The following is an 18,353-nucleotide window of genomic DNA, read 5'->3' as shown; positions in this document are numbered from 1 at the left end:
ATATAGTTATAGGCAAAACTTATTAGGACATCTTAAACTTATATAAATATATTTCTTCTATAATTAAAGCTCCAAATCCGGCTACAATACCAATAATTTCACTATCAGTAAATCCGGCTGCCAAGTATCCGATAACACAAGCTGCTATAACAGTTAATGCATAAGGAAGTTGTGTTGAAACATGATCAATGTGATGACATTGTGCTCCGGCAGAAGCCATAATTGTAGTATCTGCAATAGGAGACATATGATCTCCTGCTACAGAGCCGGATAAAACAGCTGCTACTGTAATAGTTAAAAAATTAATATCCTGTGTTCCTACTACAGCCACAACAATAGGAATTAATATACCAAATGTTCCCCAAGAGCTTCCTGTTGAAAAAGACAAAATTAAAGCCACTAAGAAAAACAATGTAGGTAATAATGTCATAATGGTGGTATTCCCTCTTACTAAAGCCCCGATATACCCACCAAGATCCATAAATTCACTGCTACAAACACCAGCTAACCCCCATGCCAATGCCAATAAAAGAATAGCAGGTGTCATAGATTTGAAACCTTCAATATAACATTTACAGAGCGGTTCAAACCCTAGTACTTTGCGAGGCAAATACCAAAACATTGTTATCAACAATGCAGCAAAAGCACCAATAACCAGACCTCTCATAGAATCGCATTGTGAAAAAGCTTGACCAACAGAAACTCCATTTAATATGCCACCGGTATATAGCATACCGAAAATACAAAATCCGATAAGAACAAATAATGGCAAAATTAAATCAATAATAGTACCGTTCCCTTCCGGTTTTGTAACAGACTCTTCTTCAACCGGCTCTGTACTAATATATAATTCATTCCGTTCTTTTTCTTCTAAAGCTTTCATTTTAGAGTAATCTTTCCCACTCCAAATCATGAATAGCATAAAAAATAACGTAAGCCAAGCATAGAGATTAAGTGGAACTGTATGAACAAAAAGAGAAAATCCATCTACCCCTGAGCCTTCAGGAAAAGAAGAGGCTACTGCTGCTGCCCAGCTGGATACCGGAGCTAAAATACATACAGGTGCAGCTGTAGCATCAATAACATATGCCAGTTTTGCACGTGTAATATGAAATTTATCTGTTACCGGACGCATAACTGTACCTACCGTAAGACAGTTAAAGTAGTCATCTATGAATATAATAACTCCCAATAACATAGTAATGAGCATAGCCATACGCTTACCTTTAATCGCCTTAGCTGCCCACTCTCCATAAGCTTGTGATGCCCCGGATTTATTAATCATAGAGACAAAAATACCAAGTAGCACTAAAAAAACAAGAAGAAAAGCATTTTCTCCTATTGCCGTAGTAATAATAGAAAACATTGTATTTATTGATCCCAAAAAATCGAACGCAGTAAATAAAAGAGCTCCTGCAAATACACCAATAATCAATGCAGAATATACTTCTTTAGTTACCATCGCCAAAACAACTGTTATCAACGGCGGAATAAGAGCCCATGCTGTATGTGCCAATAGAATATCCTCCTTGTTTTTTATTCTGAGAGTACAAAACTTCATTATCATACTTCCAGATTCATATTATGTTTATATCTTGATTATAAGTCTTATCTGACTTATGTCAATAGAAACTGCTTTTTACAATTTATAAATATTATAAACTTCTTTCTAAAAAACCTTATTTTTGCACTAGTTTAATAAAAGCACTAATAGTTATACTTAAAAAAGTTTATATTGATAAATAATAACCATTACAATAAGCAGACTTATAAAACCTGCCAGTGTTCCCATTAACCCAACAGAAGTTATACCGGCAACTACATAACCAATAACAGAACAAGTAATAATAATTAAACCATAAGGTAATTGTGTTGCAACATGATCTAAGTGATTACATTGTGCTCCGGTGGAAGACATGATAGTAGTATCTGAAATAGGAGACAAATGATCTCCTGCAACGGCTCCTGACAATACAGCAGCTACAGTAATCGTCAACAACGCTATATTAGATTCCCCGGTAATAGCAACAATAATAGGAATTAAGATTCCAAAAGTTCCCCAAGAAGTGCCGGTCGCAAAAGATAGCCCAACAGCTACTAAGAAAAAGAATACAGGAAGTAAAGTCGCAATTGTCGTACTACCACTCACTAAAGTTGCTACATACCCACCAAGATCAAGATAATCTTTACTACAAATACCGGATAAAGTCCATGCTAAGCTAAGAATAAGCATCCCCGGAACCATTGCTTTAAATCCATCTACATAACATTGGCAAAATTCACTAAAAGTAAGTATCTTTCTTGGTATATAAAAAATAAAAGTAAATACCAAGCCCATAAAAGAACCAATAACTAACCCACGAGAAGCCTCTGAGTTTGCAAAAGACTCTTGTATAGTTGCACCTTCTAAAATTCCTCCTGTATACATAATTCCAAAGGTACAAGCAATAATAAGTGCTATTAAAGGGAGTAACAAATCAATAATTTTGCCATTGCCCACAGGGATAGTTGCCGAGTCATCTACGCTTTTATTAATTACCAGTTCATTAATATTTTTCTCTTCTAATTGTTTCATTTTGGAAAAGTCTTTGCCTGTCCAATTTAAGAAAACCATAAACACTAAAGTAAACAATGCATATAAATTAACTGGGATTGTTTGTAAAAATAAAGAAAACCCATCGATACCACTGCCTTGAGGAAGTGAAGATGATACTGCCGCCGCCCAACTGGAAATAGGTGCAAGAATACATATCGGTGCAGCCGTAGCATCAATCAAGTATGCTAATTTTGCACGACTAATGTGAAATTTATCCGTTACGGGACGCATAACCGTACCTACCGTAAGACAGTTAAAGTAATCGTCAATAAATATAATAATACCTAAAAGCATAGTTACAAACATAGCCATGCGTCTCCCTTTAATAGCTTTAGTCGCCCATTCTCCATAAGCTTCAGATGCGCCGGATTTATTAACAGCAGCAACAAAAATTCCAAGTATAATCATGAACATTAAAATATAAACATTTCCGCCAATCTTATCATTCATAATTTGAAAAGTAGTAGCAATGCTCCCCAAAATACTATATTGAGAATACATGAATGTACCAAAAAATATCCCGGTAAATAAAGACATATATACTTCCTTAGTAGTCAATGCCAAAATAATTGTTACAATTGGCGGCAAAATTGCCCAAACGGTATGTACCATATTTTCACCCCTCCATTAGAAATATAGTTTCAGCTGATATTTCTTATATATTATTTTCATCAACAAGATTATGAGTCTCACCGAATAACCTGTCAAGAACCTATTTTTTTATAAATGATAATAACTAACAATATGTATAATATTTAGCTGGTCATATATGTAATAAAATTAGATTTTACAAGGATATTTTTATATTTTAATTTATACGAATTCTAGTTAAACAAAAATTTTTACTACTATTAAAAAAAATATCTATTATTCAGGTGTAAAAATAAAAAAGAAGACTATATTTTATAGTCTTCTTTTTTATTTAATAATCAAATACCTATATTTGATTATTAATCCTCCGGCAGCAAATACTTTAACAATATCCCCCAAAATAAAAGGAAATACGCAAATTGTCATTGCCTGCCATACTTCCATTTGTGTAAGAAATATAAACCAGCTAATTCCGCAAAGATAACAAGTTAACACACTCATAAACATACCTACAAAAATAATATATTTTTTATCCATATATTTTTCTGTAACTACACCCGTAATAAAAGCGGTAGTAATATATCCTATAATAAACCCTCCGGTAGGACCAACTAATACGGAAATTCCCGATTTTCCCATAGCAAATATCGGTAATCCAATACTTCCTAACAAAATGTATATAAGAACACTTATTGTTCCATATTTTCGACCTAAAAATCCCCCAGCTAATAAAATTCCAAAATTAGCTAAACTAATAGGCACCGGTTGAATCGGTATAATCAATTGGGCACATATAGCAATAACTGCTGCAAATACAGCACAAAGAACTTGCTGTTCCACTTTCATTCAATTCCTACCTCCTGACTAATATTCCTGATTTTTTAGTCAGTATAGAATACATTTTTCACTTTGTCAATTTACATTACACTGAGTCGTTTACAATAAAAATTAGTATCAAAGGAAAGTCATTTAGACTTATCTTTGATACTATCAAAATTACATCCCTGCTAAAGAAGGAGCTGCTTTTTTTAATTTTTTTAATGCCTTACTCTCGATTTGACGAATACGCTCACGTGTAACACCAAAATGTTTACCTACTTCCTCTAAAGTACGTGGAGTGCCGTCATCCATACCAAATCTCAAATAAAGAACACCTCGTTCTCTTTCTGTCAGATTATCTGCTAATAATTCATGAATCTGTTCCCTTCGAATTGTCGCTGCAGTTTCTTCTTCCGGAGATGCTGTTTTTTGATCTTCAATAAAGTCTCCTAAATGAGAATCCTCTTTTTCTCCAATAGGTGTTTCTAATGAAATAGGATCTTGGGCCGCTTTTTTTGCTTCATGTACTTTAGACACATCGATTCCCATTTCCTTTGCAATCTCCTCATCAGATGCTTCTCTTCCATTTTCTTGCAAAAGTTTACGTGCAATACGATTCATTCGATTAATAGTTTCTACCATATGAACCGGTACACGAATAGTTCTCGCCTGATCTGCAATAGAACGTGTAATTGCTTGTCTAATCCACCAAGTTGCATAAGTAGAAAATTTGTAACCTTTCGTATAGTCAAATTTTTCTACTGCTTTCATCAATCCTATATTCCCTTCTTGAATTAAATCCAAAAAAGGCATATTTCTGCCCGGATATTTTTTTGCAATCGAGACTACCAATCTAAGGTTGGCACTTGCCATCTTTTGTTTAGCAAAAGATGCCGCTTCTAATTCTTCCGATGTAGCGGTTACACTCTTTCCCTGCTCTATAATCTTTGCTAATTCCATTTCCTGCTCAGCAGTAAGAAGTGGAGTAGCTCCACACTCACGAAGATATAACCTTACCGGATCTGTAATTCCTGTTCCTACAGCTGTAAAATCAGCTACACTTTCTTTATGCCAATCTTTTTCTTCTACATCAGTTTCTAAAGTATCTGTACTATCTTCTTCTGCAGTAAAATTTACTTCTTCCGTAGATTCTTCATCATTATCGCTAAATACAAGAGTAATTTGACGTTTATGTAATTCCTCATATAAAACATCCAAATCTTTAGCCGATATATTTTTCTCTTTAACAAGTGAAATAACAGATGTATGTGGAATCCCATCTACAGTTTCTGTTTCCATTAATTCTTCAATCCACTGTGCGATTTTTGTCAGTTTAGCGGACAAGGGAGAACCTCCTATAACACTTTTCTCTTTTGATAATCAACGCAATACTATCTATATAGCCTTTTCCAAGGCATTTAGTCGGAAGTTTATTCTACACTCATTTTTAAGGAAAATCAAGTATATTTTTTCAAATTTTATTTTTATTTTATAGTTAGTTAACAACCCTAATGATATAGGTGTATTCTTTAGTTAGTTGTCCCGTTTTATTAAAAAGTACAGCTAAATCTTTTTCTTTAATATAAAAATTTCCACTTTTCTCAATACAATTAGCGGTCCCATAAGGACTGGTTAATAGATTTGTCTCCGCATTATATTCTAATTGAATTTTAAACATAGATGAAATCGTATCTACCGGAATATATATAACTCCATCTTTTTGAATAGCCTTTTTATCTAATTTCTTTTTATCAAAAAAAATATTATAAGCTTTGGCTACATAAATTTGTTGAGCATTAGAGTTTTGTATACTCTCCAATATACTCTGTTCACTGGCAAAAGCATCTACACCATATCCGCTTAATGCTTTTTTGACATCCGCAACCGATATATCTTGTTTTGCATATCCATCAGGATAAATAAAATAAGATATAGTATGATCATGGTCTCGATTAATAACAATTCGATCATAGTAAATTTCTACAGGCGTACGTAGTTCAACGTTATCAAATAATTCTTCAACATCAGATTCTCTCATTCGTATGCATCCGTGAGAAACATATCTACCTACACTATGAGGTGCATTAGTGCCATGTATACCATAATTTCCACCAATACGCATCCATCTCATTCCCAAAGGGTTTTCCGGCCCGGATTTCACAACATGTTTTGTATCTTCCGGATCAGTCCATATTGGATTCTTTTCTTTTTCTTCAATAGAGAAATATCCTACCGGTGTTTGCATTTCATAAGTTCCTACCGCAACCGGATATGTTTTTATTTTCCGGTTATTATCATAAAGATAAAGTTGTCTACTTGCTAAATTAATTAATATTTGTTTACCCGATGCTTCATTATTAGAATTAAATGGCTTTGTTTCTGTTACTTTTTTTTCTATTTCTATATGCGTCTTCCCCATATAAGAAGGGCGATTTCGAACCCAAACAGAAGATATACTCTGTTTAAAGGATAAATTGGGCGTATAGTTTTCTGCATGTGTTACATGCGTTCCTATACACACATTTCCTATTAAGAACAAAAATACAAATAGTTTTTTATGCAACATACATTAACTTTACTCCTATTATAATGCTGTTTATATAAGTCCATCGGGACTATCATATAGAAATTAATTATTAAAAGCAAATATATAATTAAGCAAACAAAAAACGTGTCTTATGACACGTCTTCTCTATCTGTGGTGTCCCAGGGGAGATTCGAACTCACGACCTACCGCTTAGAAGGCGGTTGCTCTATCCAACTGAGCTACTGAGACAAAATGGTCGGGGCAGCCGGATTCGAACTGGCGACCCCCTGCTCCCAAAGCAGGTGCGCTACCAACTGCGCTATGCCCCGTGACACTTAAATATTTTAGTACATAACATAAAATAAGTCAATATGTTTAACAAAAAACTTATCTATTTTTCTTATGCTTCACATTTTCAGGTTTAGCAAGTCCTAAAAAAATTCGCCCTAAAATCCATGCTACATAATCATCCACCGGAACAGGAATTGTTCTTAACCCTTGTGGTAAAAACCTATTCAATCCATAAGGATTATTTTCTTTCCAATACCATTGTTTAGCCATTTCTGTTGTATATTTTTCATTAACCAGAACGACAGGAATACTCTTCTCATATTTTTTTATTATACTTTCTATTCGTTGAATAATATCTTTGTGATGTGTACCATCTCCACTGACAATAGTATGAATATCCATTTTTTCTAAAATATTTTTTAAATATTCTTCAAAAAAACTATTATGTATAACTTTCTTCTCTATTAGATTCCCTGTTATGTCAAGAATCGCTACACCCATTTTTTGTGAACCGGGATCGATTGCAAGTATCACTAATTATCCGCCCTCTCCACTCGAACATTAATAACTACAGGACCTTCTGTATAAATATTATCTTTAGCTGTTGCTGTAAGAATGGCCTTTTCATTCCATTCATTGACCTGACGAATAATGTTTGCTAAATCTTCTCCATCAAATTGTCCTATACTACCGGTTAAAGGATCAAATAATACACCTTTTTCTCTAGCTACTCTATTTACATCATGTAAAAATAAGATTACTTTGCCTTGTGCATTTAAATGCTTTCCATAGCTTAAAAGGTTCTTAGAGAAAATAACTTCCCCTCTTCTATATAAAAGTAAATTATCATAAATAGCAAAATCTATTACTGCCGGTTCTCCAATTAATGTATTTCCTGCAGATATAATACGTACCAATTTAGGAGATGTCGTATTACTTAACTGCAATACAGCTTTATTAAATACATCTTGTGATACTCGAATTACCGTTGCATTTTTATCCTGTATATTCATATGTGTTCTTAGTTTGCTATTCACATTATTTAAAAGTGCATCTAAAGCTATATCTGCCTGTTCTTTAGTCAGGTGAGCATTTAAAACACCTGCACCAAGAACTTGTCCGGAACGAAAAGCAACTGTACCTTCTCGAATAGCGGTAATATTATTAATTAAATTTTCCCTTTCATTATTTAATTTTTCAATATTTCCACTTAATTCATTTTTTGTTTGCTCTAAAGACTTAATTTCTTCTGCAGAAGCATCAATATCCTGTCGTGCTTGATTATAAGCATCTTGCACTAAAGAAAGTTCTGCCTCAACGGATGCTTTTTGCTGTTCAACATCATTTAGTTCTTCAAAGATGCTATTAGCACGTTGATTAATTTCATTATATTCATCGGTACGTTTTGCAAGTAATAGTTTCCCTTCCGCAAGTTGTTTATTCTTAGTTTCAATTTGTAAATTTAATTCATTCATTTCTGCTTTTAATTTATTCAACCCAAAAAGAGCTATGCGGACATTTTCATTAACAACCGTCATAACTGCTACCGTTAAGAATGAAATTAATACACCGGAAACAATCGTAATAATAATAGAAGTATATTTAGGTCGAAGCCCAAACATAGTCAATCTTCTTTTACCTACTTTAGATCCTATCTTATCTCCTAAAAAAGCAATAATTCCCCCCATAACCATTAATATGAGGACAATAACAACACCTAGCATATATAACCCCTTTAATAATAAGAGTTCCTGCCAGTGCTTTTTAAACTTCACTAATCAGAAGCTCTACGAATTAAATAAAAACCTGCAAATAATGCAATAATATTGGGAATCCAAACCGCTAAAGAAGGAGCAATTATATGTCCTCTACCTAACGATCCGGCAAAAGTCATTGTCGCATAATATATAAAGATAATAACAACAGAAATACCAAACCCAACCGAAGATGATGAACGTTGTTTTTGCACTCCTAAAGGTGCCCCAATTAAAGCAAAAATAAAACTTGCTAAAGGTAATGAAAAATGACGATTTATTTCCATAACGAGATTACTTGTATCGGCATGTGCTGATTCAAAGGCTTTTTTTTGTTGTAATAATTCTCTAACCGTCATTTGATCTTCACGTTTTTGTTCTTTTTGAATTTGATCCGGCGCCTGTGCATAATTAATAACTTGATTAGAAAAATGAATCATTCTATCCACACCTTCATCATTTAAATCATACACAACACCATCTTTCATGACCCATTTTCCATTATCCCAAGTAGCTTCAGGTGCATGTTCTACACGTACTACTTTCTCATTTTGAAACTCTTGAATTGTTATATTCGATAAAGTTTTAGTATCCGGTTCATATTTACGAGCATACAATAAATGTATTATTTTACCATCTTGAACATCTCTAAGTACAACATGATTAGTGACTCCTGGATTAATATTCTTTCGAATTTCCATATTCACAACTTGTTGATATTGTAAATTTGACCAAGGTACAACAAACTCATTAAATGCAACAGCAATAAAACTAATTACTAATGCAATAAGTAATACAGGAGTGGCTAATCTAAAAAAGCTTTGCCCGGAAGTTCTCATAACTATTAATTCGCTAGATCCGGAAAGTCTTGAAAAGCACATTAAAGCGCCTAATAAAACTGCCATAGGAAAGGTATAAACAATAATTTGTGGTAAAGCAAGACCAAATATTTTAATTACAGATATGGTGGATGCTCCATATTTAGTAATATATTCTGCAATTTTCATTAATGTATCTGAACCAACAAAAATTGCAGTAAATGCAGCTACACCAAATAGAAAAGGGCCCAAAAATTCTTTTAATATATATTTATCTACTATACGCATAATTTGGACCTTTCTTATATTTTAACCATTTATATATCATAAAGTAAAATTATCTCCAAGATAGAATTTTTTTGCAGTAGGATTTATTGCTACTTCTTCAGCCGTTCCTTGTAAAAGGATTTTCCCCTCGGAAAGAATATAAGCACGATCTACTATATGAAGAGTTTCTCTCACATTATGATCAGTAATAAGTATTCCAATACCACGAAGTTTCAAATGACTTATTACTGACTGAATATCTTCTACAGCAAGTGGATCTACCCCTGCAAAAGGCTCATCCAATAATATAAAAGAAGGATCCATAGTTAAAGCACGTGCAATTTCTACTCTTCGCCTTTCGCCACCGGATAGAGCACCGCCCAGTGTATTCCTAACATGCGTTACATGAAATTCTTCTAATAGAGATTCTGCTTTTTCTATTTTTTGTTTCTCATTAATATCAGAACGAGTTTGTAGGAATGCCATCAAATTTTCCCATACAGTTAACTTTCTGAAAATAGAAGCTTCTTGTGGTAAATAACCTATCCCAAATTGATATCTTTGATGAATAGGCATCTCTGTAATAGAAGTATTATCAACTGTGACAGTTCCTTCATCCGGTTTAATAATCCCTACTATCATGTAAAAAGTAGTGGTTTTCCCGGCACCGTTAGGTCCCAATAGCCCAACAATTTTTCCTTGTTCTACCGTGATATTTACATGATTTACAACTATGCGTTCCCCATACTGCTTTACTAAGTTATGTGTTTCTATTTTCATTCTATATTAACCCTATTTATTGACTTTATAAGCTTAGGATATATTAAAACCCTTCACTATTAGTAATTACTAAAGTACTACGTCCATTTGTTTCTACAATTTGTTCTTCATCTTTCAATACAAGTTCAGGTCCAGAAAAGGAATTTCCTCTCTGATGAGCTGTTGCATTCCCTCTGAGATAAAGCACTCCATTGTTCTGATTAGGGGTCTTAGTATAAATAGCAGTATCTCCATAAGCTGTTATTTGATTAACTTCACTATGAATATGCACTCCACCTTCGCCTCTAATTTGAATTTCCTTTAAATTACCCCAAATATGAGGAGCACGTACTTCTCCCTCAGAAGTAGATAAATAACCATTCCCTTGAATATTGCTATCTCCAGACTCCGTATTATAAGATACTGCATCCCCTTGAAGTGTTCGATTCATAGCACCATCGTGATACACAACATTCCCAATTCCTTGAATTGTTTTATCACTATAAAGTTCTAACCGTTCTGCAGTTATACGTGTACTTGCTTTACTATAGGATACATTACCCGCAATCCATGCACTTCTATCAATAAAATGATAAGCCCCATGCTCCCCTTTAATCGTAGCTCCATCATTTCCATTAATAATCACATTTCCATCTGCAGTAACTACTTTAGTTTTTCCATTGTAAGTTAAAACATCTGCTGTGATATCATCTGCAAAAACAGTATGCATTCCGCTCAAGGCAATAGTTATAAGTGTAATAGCTGCTATATACTTCTTCAATTTTGTGCCCCCTTCTCTCTTAAAGATGCATGTCCGGTAGCTTTGATTTCTTCCAATACACGGTCTCCTGTAAAAGAGTCTGCCATCAATACACGCTGCTCCCTCTCCAGAGTAAATATTTTATCAGTCGAAAGTATTTGTGTTTTACTATCATATTTTAAATTTTCGGCACTAAGCACTCCACCGTCTTGTGTATTTCCCTTAACATGACCTTCTAGATAAACTGTTTTTTCTTTTCGGTGAATAGTCCCTTTATCCGCTTGGATACGTAATTCACCCGAATCATTTTTAAAATAGCCTTCTACACCTTCTAAATAAGCAGTATCTTTATCTTTATCAATCTTAACATGTGCTGCTTTTAAATACCATACAGTCTTACCTTGTAGTGATTCTTTCATATCAATATCATCAAACATAACAATAGGCTCATTTGATGCATTTTGTCCATTACTTCCTTGTTTATCGGGAAATAATAAATAAACTCCAAAGAGAATTGCTATCACTACAATTAAAACAATGAATTGGCGTTGTTTAGTCATTCACATGTTCCCTTTCTATACTGACAATGTCTATTAAGTCTTGTACGGTTTCTTTCGGATAAGTCAATCCATTAAATATAGTTCGAATATCTTCCACTTTCATTTCTTTAAGTAATTCTACTTTTGCCGGTTCTGTCCAAAATAGATGTTGGAACCAGAGCCAATCAGCAGGATGCTTTTTGATGAAATTTTCTATTATTAAAGCCATTTTCTGTGAATTTATCAATAAATCTTGCTTTTCATCTCCCGTCTTTTCATAATGAAAAGGCTTTCCAAAATGAATAACGTGTCCAATCCCATTATCATTCCTGACTATGAATAACGGAATAATTGGTGCATTAAAACGATTAGCAAACACAGAAGGTCCCGGGGGGAAGGAAAAGAATCTATTCATAAATTTTACAGGAACACCGACTGCATCTCCATCTTTATCCGATAAAAATCCTAAAATATAATTTTTCTTCATAGAACGCGCAGCTGCAATCATTTCATATCCGCCTGTCCCCGTTAAAAAAATATGTTGTCCGGCACTAGCTCTGTATTCATTGATAATATCCATAAGTGCATCATCTTTTTGTTTTTTACCAATTGCAGAAGTAGGAAATCCATGAAGCGCCATTCCTGCACCAAGCCATTCCCAATTACCCATATGTGCAGTAAGTCCTACAACTCCCTTACCTTCTTGGTAAGCCATTTTTAAATATTCCGGATGAGAAAGACCTATATAATCCTCAATATGATTTTTTTCTTTTACTAATCGGGGAATATAAAGCATTTCCATAACAGACATTCCAATATGTTCATACACTTGATGCAAAAGTTTTTGTGCTTCAGGCAAACTATACCCCATGCCTACTTGGATTTGTTCTAATCCACGATTTCTTTGCTTAGATATTCGCTCCATAATAGTTGGTCCAATAAATTTTCCAATGGATAAAATATGTTCATAAGACATTGAACAAAGTAATCTACTGAATCCTTTTAGAAATCTATACTTAAGTGTAGTTGACACAGGCATAAGTTCCTCTCAAAACTAAAAATTTATATCTTTATTTCTAAATAAATAAGTGCAAAGCTTCTTCCCAACGTGCTTGCTTTCGAATAATATTTTCTATAAATTCTCGTGCAGCACCTTCTCCACCATTTCTTTTCATAATCAAATCTGCAAGCGCTAAATTATCTGCACAAGCATTTGCCGGAACAGCAAATATTCCCACTTTTTTTGCTAACGCCAAATCATTAATATCATCGCCCATATAAGCAATTTCATCCCATTCTAAATTCCATGCCTGCCTTATAGAATCCATTGCCTCTACCTTAGCTACACATCCCATAATCAATTGATCTACATGAAGTTCTTTAGCTCTTGCTTCTACCATAGGTGATTGACGTCCTGTAATAAATACTACTTTATATCCCAATTTACGTGCGATAGTAATTCCCATACCATCCTGTACATTAAAAACTTTATGACATTCTCCCAGAGAATTAAAGATAAGCATGCCGGAAGTCAACGTTCCATCTACATCAAACCCAAATAGTTTAATTTTTCTGGCAGCACACATTAAACGACTCCTTGTTTTAATAAATCCGTAATATGAATCATACCTACCGCTTTACTCTCTTCTATTACCGGTAAAACAGTAATCGGATTAGGCTTATGATTTTCCATGAGATGAAGTGCTTCTGCTGCAAGTCGATTTGTATTAATAACTTGAGGTGATATAGTCATCACTTCACTTACTCTACAAGACAAAAAATACACGCCCTTTTCAAGTCCACGACGCACATCTCCATCAGTAAGCAACCCTATTAAAGTTCCTTGTTCATCAATAACATTAACAGCACCTAACCCTTTATTAGTCATTATGAACAAAGCATCTTTTACTAAATCATCTCCTAAAACAACAGGGTTATTAATTCCTTTATGCATGACCATATCGACAGTCAAAAGTAGTTTCTTCCCTAATGATCCACCCGGATGAAATATAGCAAATTCATCTGCAGTAAAGTGGCTACGTTCCATAAGACACACAGCAAGCGCATCTCCAATAGCTAATGCAGCTGTAGTAGAACTAGTAGGTGCCAAACCTAAGCTGTCTGCTTCATTCTTTACACCCGCATCTAGAGCCGTATCTGCATTTTTAGCTAATGTAGAATGTATATTTCCAACAATAGCGATTAACTTAGCTCCAATTCTTCTAATAGAAGGAAGAATATTAACAATTTCCCCTGTTTCACCGCTATTAGAGTATGCAATAACTACATCTTGCTCCATAATCATGCCTAAATCGCCATGAATAGCTTCCGCAGGATGCATAAAAAAAGCCGGAGTGCCAGTACTAGCCATCGTTGCCGCCACCTTTTTAGCAATATGTCCTGATTTGCCCATACCGGTTAATACAACACGACCACGAGAAGAAGTAATAAAATCTACTGCTTTCTCAAAATTATTATCTAATTTTTCTTGTAAGCTAAGTACTGCTTCTGCTTCTTGTTGCAGAACTTTCTTTGCAGTCTCAATAACAGACATTATGCCCCCTATATAAACAAAATGCTTTAAAATATATAACTTCTACTTATGTATTATTATAATATATTTATTGCTTTAGGAATTACTATTTCTTCCTTTTACTATATTATCAATCGCTATAAGCTCTTTTAATAAACTTTCGAGTGAGGATAAGTACAGCATATTAGTTGAATCAGATAAACCTTCCGGAGGATTATCATGAACTTCCATAAAGAATCCATCTACACCGGTAGCAACTGCAGCTCGTGCAAGATAAGGAATAAATTCTCTCTGCCCGCCGGTAGAAGTTCCCATTCCTCCCGGTAACTGTACACTATGTGTTGCATCAAAAATTACAGGATATCCAAACTGTCTCATAATAGGAAATGCTCTCATATCCACAACTAAATTATGATAACCAAAAGAAACTCCTCTTTCTGTTAAAGAAAGATTTGTATTCCCGGTATCCTCCATCTTTCTTAATACATTTTGCATATCTTCCGGCGCCATAAATTGTCCTTTTTTTACATTTACAGCTTTTCCGGTTTTTGCTGCACCACAAACTAAATCAGTCTGTCTACACAAAAAAGCGGGAATTTGCATCCAATCTAATACTTTAGCTGCCTGTTCTAATTGAGTAACATCATGAACATCTGAACAAACCGGAACTTGTAGTTCTTTCTTTATCGCTGCTAATATTTCTAAACCTTTTTCTATTCCAGGACCCCGGAAAGAAGCTAAGGAAGACCGATTTGCTTTATCAAAAGACGCTTTAAAAATATATTGTACATCTAATCTATCACAAATCTTTTTTATTTCTTGTCCAATCATCAAAGTACGTTCATAACTCTCAATTACACAAGGTCCGGCAATTAAAAATAATCGACCTCCGTCTAAAGTAAGATTACCAACCTGTATCGTCTTCATTATATTTTCTCCTTCTTAAAATAAGAATTTGCTCTTATCAAATCCGCTTCTGTATCAATACCAATTCCTTGTATTTCTTCTTCAACTACAGCAATACGATATCCCATTTCCAGTACACGTAATTGCTCAAGAGATTCTGTTTTTTCCAATGGAGTCTGTGCCATATTTGCATAATTCAATAAAAACTCTTTGCGATATGCATAAATGCCTACATGCTTCAAAGGAGTGGTCACAAAAGCATTACGAGGGTAAGGAATAAGAGATCTGGAAAAATATAAGGCCTCTCCTTTTTGATTTACAACTACTTTAACTGATGCAGAATCTTTATATTCTTCTTCCTTTAAAGGGGTGGCAACTGTAGCCATAACACATTCCTTTTTATCCATAAGACAGGTTGCCAATCTATCAATAATGTCCGGATTAATAAAAGGTTCATCACCCTGAACATTAACTATAATATTATAGTCAGGATACTTCCTTGCCACTTCAGCTAATCTATCTGTCCCTGTAGGATGCCTAGTGGATGTCATAATGACCTTACCGCCAAAACGTAAGACCTCTTTTTCAATGTCCTTATGATCCGTTGCTACTATGCATAGTTGTGGAATTTTAGCTTTTATTGCTTGTTTATATACTCTTTCTATTAAAGTTTTTCCTGCAATAAACTTAAGCGGCTTGCCCGGCAAACGAGTAGACGCGAATCTTGAAGGAATAATGCATGCAACTTTTTCCATTTTATAACCTCTATTTACATAACTATTTCAAAGATGTAATTAAGTTCTTTATAACGGTTTCTCCACAGCCGGAAAAATTCATCTCAATCTTTAATATATACAAAGGAATAGACGAAATAGGCATAAGCTTAACTGCATCTTTCTCCGTAGTTAAGATGATATCTGCACCAGAATCTATCGCCATTTGTGTTACTTTTTCAATATCTGTATTTACATAACAGTGATGATCAGGAAAATTAATACTTCCGGTTATAATAAAACCTGCCATTTCTGAGGTTGTCTGAAATGACGATGGATTTCCTATGCCGGAAACCAAAAAAGCTTTTCGATTCTCTATATTTTCTAAAAATATAGGGATATTTTTTTTCCAATTTTCATAAGTAACAACACCGGCAGGCTTTTGCTCCGATTTTATAATAAAAGCTTGATCATTCCATTGTTTAATACGAAATATAATTTTATCTTTTATTTGAGAATTTACCTGTTCTGTTTTAGTTAAAATAAAAATGTCAGCTCGCTGCATACACTCCAAATTTTCTCTTAACAACCCACGAGGTAATAAATGTTCTCCACCAAAAGGATTAGTGCAGTCAATAAGCACAATATCTATATCTCTTTTAAGCTTCCAGTATTGAAATCCATCATCCAGTAAAAGTATATCTGCCCCCATATTAATAGCATTTTGTGCTGAAGCAGTACGATGTTTCCCAACCAGAACAGGCGTATGTGATATTTTCATCGCCATCATATAAGGTTCATCTCCAGCTAATTGTGCAGATAGTAGTATCTTATCCCAGTCAGAAACAATTCCTCCTACCTTCTCCAATTTACCTCTATAACCTCGAGTTAATATAGCCGGATGCTTTCCCATCTGTTTCAATATTTGCACTAATTTCATAATACAAGGAGTCTTCCCTGTACCACCTGCCGTTATATTTCCGACACTGATGACGGGGACAGAAACCTTAACTGCTTGTTTTTGTGCCTTTATCCTACGTTTATTAACACCCTTGCCATACAACCACGATAATCCGGATAAGAATTCTAAAACTAATTTCTCTATAATTCCAGGATTTTTTTCTTGTTGTAATTTTAAGACATAGGACTCAATACTCATTATTTCCCCTTCAAAGATATATCCTTTTTTCTCAAAAGTTGTTCAAAAGCATCAATATTACGACCTGTAGCACCTTGATTTTCCTGTACAACAGACAACGCAATTTTACCCATTTGTTTCATTTTTACATTATCATCAAGAATATGCAATAATTGTTTTTCAAAATCTGCAGGAGTTTTACACATAATACAGGCTCCCCGTTCTGCTAATAATTTGAAAATTTCTTTAAAATTAAACATAAACGGCCCAACAAAAACAGGTTTACCATGAGCAGCTGGCTCAAGAATATTATGTCCTCCTACACGAACAAAACTTCCTCCAACAAAAACAATATCCGCTAAACTATAAAGTCTCCCTAATTCACCTATTGTATCCAAAATTACCACTTGATGTTCCTGTCCATCATCCATAGGAGTTTTCATTTCTGACCGTCGAATAACAGATGCTCCGAATTGTTGAATTAAAAATTTCACAGAAGCTGCACGTGTAATTTCACGTACTGCCAATAACAATTTAGCAGTAGGATATTTCTCTTTTGCTTTTAAGAATGCACGCATAACAATTTCTTCTTCACCGTTATGTGTACTGCCGGCAACAATAATAGGTCCTTCACCTGAAAAATGAAACTCTTTTCTAAGTTTCTCTTTTTCCACTTCTGATACAGCAGCATATGTTTGGTCGTATTTTGTATTTCCAATTATAGAAACTCGTTCAGAATTAGCTCCCATTTTAATAATATAGGATGCGTCATGAGTGGACTGCATACAAAACTGCTGAATTTGATATAGCATTTTTTCTGTAACAGGTTTAATCAAAGAATATCTTCTCATAGATCTGTCACTAATTCGTCCATTCATCATCATTACCGGAATATGATTTCTATATGCAATTCGTAAAAAATTGGGCCAAAGCTCTGTTTCGATTAAAATAATTGCTTTGGGTTGAATAATACGAACTATGCGATTCGTAATGACCGGTAAATCAAAAGGAAAGAAAATATGCCCATCAGCTTCAGGAATAATACGTTGTGCCATACGATGTCCAGTAGCCGTAACTACAGAAATAACAACCATTTCTTCCGGATATCTCTTTTTTAATTCTCTAATAATAGGACTAGCAGCTACTACTTCGCCAACAGAAGCGGCATGTACCCATATAGCATGATGATATGCAATCTTTTCTAAAGTTGGTGTCGGCATTATACCTGCACTTTGTTTCAAACGTTCATAAAAGCCTTCTTCAAACAATAAACGATACACTAAAATCGGAATTTGTAAAATCCAGTATGCTACAAGACAAATATTATAAATCCAATACATAC

The 18,353-nt window shown here is 34.3% G+C and carries 18 protein-coding genes and 2 tRNA genes; all 20 read right to left on the bottom strand.

The window, feature by feature from the left end:
* Positions 1 to 22: 22 nt before the first annotated feature.
* The 20 genes from BCB69_RS01540 to BCB69_RS01445 all read right to left on the bottom strand — a co-directional run bounded on the left by BCB69_RS01540 (position 23) and on the right by BCB69_RS01445 (position 18,351).
* Positions 23 to 1,516, bottom strand: coding sequence for a Na+/H+ antiporter NhaC family protein (locus BCB69_RS01540; protein WP_107528604.1), 1,494 nt, complete (start codon positions 1,514 to 1,516; stop codon positions 23 to 25).
* 204 nt (positions 1,517 to 1,720) lie between these two features.
* The gene (locus BCB69_RS01535) at positions 1,721 to 3,208 is read right to left on the bottom strand and encodes a Na+/H+ antiporter NhaC family protein (RefSeq protein WP_069176808.1); all 1,488 of its coding nucleotides are present in this window, start codon (positions 3,206 to 3,208) and stop codon (positions 1,721 to 1,723) included.
* 306 nt (positions 3,209 to 3,514) lie between these two features.
* Complete coding sequence (locus BCB69_RS01530; RefSeq protein WP_069176807.1) at positions 3,515 to 4,033, bottom strand: biotin transporter BioY; 519 nt, start codon at positions 4,031 to 4,033, stop codon at positions 3,515 to 3,517.
* Between the two features lie 150 nt (positions 4,034 to 4,183).
* A complete protein-coding gene (gene rpoD / locus BCB69_RS01525; protein ID WP_069176806.1) occupies positions 4,184 to 5,350 on the bottom strand; it encodes an RNA polymerase sigma factor RpoD in 1,167 nt (388 codons plus the stop codon).
* Between the two features lie 151 nt (positions 5,351 to 5,501).
* Entirely contained in the window at positions 5,502 to 6,572 is a 1,071-nt protein-coding gene (locus BCB69_RS01520) for a L,D-transpeptidase (protein ID WP_069176805.1), read from the bottom strand.
* A 133-nt stretch (positions 6,573 to 6,705) separates the two neighbouring features.
* Positions 6,706 to 6,782, bottom strand: a tRNA-Arg gene (locus BCB69_RS01515).
* Between the two features lie 4 nt (positions 6,783 to 6,786).
* Positions 6,787 to 6,862 (bottom strand) — tRNA-Pro (locus BCB69_RS01510).
* A 58-nt stretch (positions 6,863 to 6,920) separates the two neighbouring features.
* Positions 6,921 to 7,358, bottom strand: coding sequence for a Holliday junction resolvase RuvX (ruvX, locus tag BCB69_RS01505; protein WP_069176804.1), 438 nt, complete (start codon positions 7,356 to 7,358; stop codon positions 6,921 to 6,923).
* Positions 7,358 to 8,548 (bottom strand): DUF3084 domain-containing protein, encoded by a 1,191-nt coding sequence (locus BCB69_RS01500; RefSeq protein ID WP_069176803.1) that lies wholly within the window; start codon positions 8,546 to 8,548, stop codon positions 7,358 to 7,360. The genes ruvX and BCB69_RS01500 overlap by 1 nt, the downstream gene beginning before the upstream one ends.
* Before the next feature lie 50 nt (positions 8,549 to 8,598).
* Complete coding sequence (locus BCB69_RS01495) at positions 8,599 to 9,684, bottom strand: LptF/LptG family permease (RefSeq protein WP_069176802.1); 1,086 nt, start codon at positions 9,682 to 9,684, stop codon at positions 8,599 to 8,601.
* Positions 9,685 to 9,720: 36 nt separating this feature from the next.
* Entirely contained in the window at positions 9,721 to 10,443 is a 723-nt protein-coding gene (lptB, locus tag BCB69_RS01490; protein ID WP_069176801.1) for an LPS export ABC transporter ATP-binding protein, read from the bottom strand.
* Between the two features lie 43 nt (positions 10,444 to 10,486).
* Complete coding sequence (locus BCB69_RS01485) at positions 10,487 to 11,203, bottom strand: LptA/OstA family protein (RefSeq protein ID WP_022514067.1); 717 nt, start codon at positions 11,201 to 11,203, stop codon at positions 10,487 to 10,489.
* The gene (gene lptC / locus BCB69_RS01480) at positions 11,200 to 11,742 is read right to left on the bottom strand and encodes an LPS export ABC transporter periplasmic protein LptC (RefSeq protein WP_069176800.1); all 543 of its coding nucleotides are present in this window, start codon (positions 11,740 to 11,742) and stop codon (positions 11,200 to 11,202) included. The genes BCB69_RS01485 and lptC overlap by 4 nt, the downstream gene beginning before the upstream one ends.
* Positions 11,735 to 12,760: a lysophospholipid acyltransferase family protein gene (locus BCB69_RS01475; protein ID WP_083989980.1), complete on the bottom strand. Its 1,026-nt coding sequence runs from the start codon at positions 12,758 to 12,760 to the stop codon at positions 11,735 to 11,737. The genes lptC and BCB69_RS01475 overlap by 8 nt, the downstream gene beginning before the upstream one ends.
* Positions 12,761 to 12,797: 37 nt before the next feature.
* Positions 12,798 to 13,307: a KdsC family phosphatase gene (locus BCB69_RS01470; protein ID WP_069176799.1), complete on the bottom strand. Its 510-nt coding sequence runs from the start codon at positions 13,305 to 13,307 to the stop codon at positions 12,798 to 12,800.
* On the bottom strand, positions 13,307 to 14,275 hold the full coding sequence (locus BCB69_RS01465) for a KpsF/GutQ family sugar-phosphate isomerase (protein WP_069176798.1): 969 nt from the start codon (positions 14,273 to 14,275) through the stop codon (positions 13,307 to 13,309). The genes BCB69_RS01470 and BCB69_RS01465 overlap by 1 nt, the downstream gene beginning before the upstream one ends.
* A 75-nt stretch (positions 14,276 to 14,350) precedes the next feature.
* Complete coding sequence (gene kdsA, locus BCB69_RS01460) at positions 14,351 to 15,181, bottom strand: 3-deoxy-8-phosphooctulonate synthase (protein ID WP_069176797.1); 831 nt, start codon at positions 15,179 to 15,181, stop codon at positions 14,351 to 14,353.
* Positions 15,181 to 15,915: a 3-deoxy-manno-octulosonate cytidylyltransferase gene (gene kdsB, locus BCB69_RS01455; RefSeq protein ID WP_069176796.1), complete on the bottom strand. Its 735-nt coding sequence runs from the start codon at positions 15,913 to 15,915 to the stop codon at positions 15,181 to 15,183. The genes kdsA and kdsB overlap by 1 nt, the downstream gene beginning before the upstream one ends.
* 22 nt (positions 15,916 to 15,937) lie before the next feature.
* Complete coding sequence (gene lpxK / locus BCB69_RS01450) at positions 15,938 to 17,032, bottom strand: tetraacyldisaccharide 4'-kinase (protein ID WP_069176795.1); 1,095 nt, start codon at positions 17,030 to 17,032, stop codon at positions 15,938 to 15,940.
* Positions 17,032 to 18,351 (bottom strand): 3-deoxy-D-manno-octulosonic acid transferase, encoded by a 1,320-nt coding sequence (locus tag BCB69_RS01445; protein WP_022513587.1) that lies wholly within the window; start codon positions 18,349 to 18,351, stop codon positions 17,032 to 17,034. Before BCB69_RS01445 ends, lpxK begins: the two co-directional genes overlap by 1 nt.
* Positions 18,352 to 18,353 lie beyond the last annotated feature (2 nt).

The organism is Dialister pneumosintes (genome assembly GCF_001717505.1).
GTDB classification, from domain to species: domain Bacteria; phylum Bacillota; class Negativicutes; order Veillonellales; family Dialisteraceae; genus Allisonella; species Allisonella pneumosinta.
This window is presented reverse-complemented; position numbering and strand designations above follow the sequence as displayed.